This window comes from Serratia sp. BW106 (genome assembly GCF_002607755.1).
In the GTDB taxonomy this organism is placed as follows: Bacteria; Pseudomonadota; Gammaproteobacteria; order Enterobacterales; family Enterobacteriaceae; genus Serratia; species Serratia proteamaculans.
In genome coordinates this window covers 24,890-27,076 of the sequence record NZ_MCGS01000022.1, presented here as the reverse complement: position 1 = coordinate 27,076, position 2,187 = coordinate 24,890, and the positions used below count along the sequence as shown (strand labels likewise).

The following is a 2,187-nucleotide window of genomic DNA, read 5'->3' as shown; positions in this document are numbered from 1 at the left end:
CGTTGAGATGGTAATGCCTGGCGACAACGTGAACATGAAAGTCACCCTGATCCACCCAATCGCGATGGACGACGGCCTGCGTTTCGCAATCCGTGAAGGCGGCCGTACTGTTGGCGCTGGTGTTGTTGCCAAAGTTATCGCTTAATCGCTGATAACATTTGACGCGACACGCGGTAAAAGGGCATCATTTGATGCCCTTTTTCTACGCTGTGAACTAGAACCTATCTCATCAGCGATTTTGCAGTCATAATCATTGGTGAGATGGGCTCTTAAAGCGTATTGACTGAGATACGTCATAGCGTAAAACACCGAAATGCTGCCGAGCAGCATTTGATCGGTTTGGTTTGCCTTGCAGTGCGAGGCAAAGTTGTCTGTTCTGAATTCATTGTGACAGGTTGGTTTATGAGTGCGAATACCGAGGCTCAAGGGAGCGGGCGCGGCCTGGAAACGGCTAAGTGGCTGATCGTCGCTGTTCTGTTGGTTGTAGCGATTGTCGGTAACTATTTCTACCGTGATTTCAGTCTGCCATTACGCGCGCTGGCCGTTGTAGTGGTTATCGCCGTTGCAGGCGCAGTGGCGCTGATGACGACCAAAGGCAAAGCCACCGTTGCGTTTGCACGTGAAGCGCGTACTGAAGTGCGCAAAGTGATCTGGCCAACTCGTCAGGAAACGCTACATACCACGTTGATCGTTGCCGCGGTAACTGCCGTGATGTCACTGATTCTGTGGGGGCTGGATGGTATTCTGGTCCGTCTGGTATCGTTTATTACTGGCCTGAGGTTCTAAAATGTCTGAAGCTCCAAAAAAACGTTGGTACGTCGTTCAGGCGTTTTCCGGTTTTGAAGGTCGCGTAGCGCAATCGCTGCGTGAATACATCAAACTGCATGATATGGAAGAACTGTTCGGCGAAGTCATGGTTCCTACGGAAGAAGTTGTTGAAATCCGTGGCGGACAGCGTCGCAAAAGCGAACGTAAATTCTTCCCGGGCTATGTACTGGTTCAGATGGTGATGAACGATGCCAGCTGGCACTTGGTACGCAGCGTTCCACGCGTAATGGGTTTCATCGGCGGGACTTCTGACCGTCCGGCTCCGATCAGCGACAAAGAAGTTGATGCGATTATGAACCGCCTGCAGCAGGTTGGTGATAAGCCGCGTCCGAAAACGCTGTTCGAACCAGGTGAACTGGTCCGCGTTAGCGATGGTCCGTTCGCTGACTTCAACGGCGTTGTTGAAGAAGTGGATTATGAGAAGAGCCGCCTGAAAGTTTCCGTTTCCATCTTTGGCCGTGCAACGCCAGTGGAACTGGACTTTGCTCAGGTCGAAAAAGGCTGATCAATTAATCAGCAATAAGTGGCTTTTTGCCGCTTGTCAGAGGCGCGAAATTGAACTATAATTTCGCGCCTTTTGTTTTTATAGGCCTTGCTCGTTGAGCGAGGTGAAACACGGGGAGCCTCTTACGAGGCGTTATTACCCAAACCGAGGAATTGTAAATGGCCAAGAAAGTACAAGCCTACGTTAAGCTGCAAGTTGCAGCCGGTATGGCGAACCCAAGTCCGCCAGTTGGTCCAGCTCTGGGTCAGCAAGGCGTTAACATCATGGAATTCTGTAAGGCGTTCAATGCTAAGACTGACAGCGTTGAGAAAGGCCTGCCGATTCCGGTTGTTATTACTGTTTATTCTGACCGCTCCTTCACTTTCGTTACCAAAACCCCGCCAGCAGCAGTTCTGCTGAAAAAAGCGGCTGGTATCAAGTCTGGTTCAGGCAAGCCGAACAAAGACAAAGTAGGTAAAGTGACTAGTGCTCAGGTACGTGAAATCGCAGAAACCAAAGCTGCGGACATGACTGGTTCTAACGTTGAAGCGATGACTCGCTCCATCGAAGGTACCGCTCGTTCCATGGGCCTGGTAGTGGAGGATTAAGAAATGGCTAAGCTGACCAAGCGCATGCGCGTGATCCGTGACAAAGTTGATGCTACTAAACAGTATGACATCACCGAAGCTGTTGCTCTGCTGAAAGAGCTGGCCACCGCTAAATTCGTAGAAAGCGTTGACGTTGCTGTTAACCTCGGCATCGACGCTCGTAAATCTGACCAAAACGTTCGTGGCGCTACCGTTCTGCCTAACGGCACCGGTCGTTCCGTTCGCGTTGCCGTATTTGCCCAGGGCCCTAACGCTGAAGCTGCTAAA

Annotated in this window: 3 protein-coding genes and 2 pseudogenes; all 5 read left to right on the top strand. The window is 51.0% G+C overall.

The features are described from left to right. Window positions 1-145: pseudogene (locus BEI65_RS16115) on the top strand (elongation factor Tu); the annotation flags it as partial. A gap of 257 nt (window positions 146-402) precedes the next feature. Continuing rightward, window positions 403-786, top strand: coding sequence for a preprotein translocase subunit SecE (secE, locus tag BEI65_RS16110; RefSeq protein ID WP_012004740.1), 384 nt, complete (start codon window positions 403-405; stop codon window positions 784-786). Window position 787: 1 nt separating this feature from the next. After that, a complete protein-coding gene (gene nusG / locus BEI65_RS16105) occupies window positions 788-1,333 on the top strand; it encodes a transcription termination/antitermination protein NusG (RefSeq protein ID WP_012004741.1) in 546 nt (181 codons plus the stop codon). Window positions 1,334-1,491: 158 nt separating this feature from the next. Then, the gene (gene rplK / locus BEI65_RS16100; RefSeq protein WP_006323135.1) at window positions 1,492-1,920 is read left to right on the top strand and encodes a 50S ribosomal protein L11; all 429 of its coding nucleotides are present in this window, start codon (window positions 1,492-1,494) and stop codon (window positions 1,918-1,920) included. Window positions 1,921-1,923: 3 nt separating this feature from the next. Beyond that, window positions 1,924-2,187, top strand: a pseudogene (rplA, locus tag BEI65_RS27185) (50S ribosomal protein L1); the annotation flags it as partial.

Bases quoted from the DNA above. Each gene is read 5' to 3' on its own strand.
- rplK (WP_006323135.1), top strand. From the start codon at position 1,492: ATGGCCAAGAAAGTACAAGCCTACGTTAAGCTGCAAGTTGCAGCCGGT.
- secE (WP_012004740.1), top strand. From the start codon at position 403: ATGAGTGCGAATACCGAGGCTCAAGGGAGCGGGCGCGGCCTGGAAACG.
- nusG (WP_012004741.1), top strand. From the start codon at position 788: ATGTCTGAAGCTCCAAAAAAACGTTGGTACGTCGTTCAGGCGTTTTCC.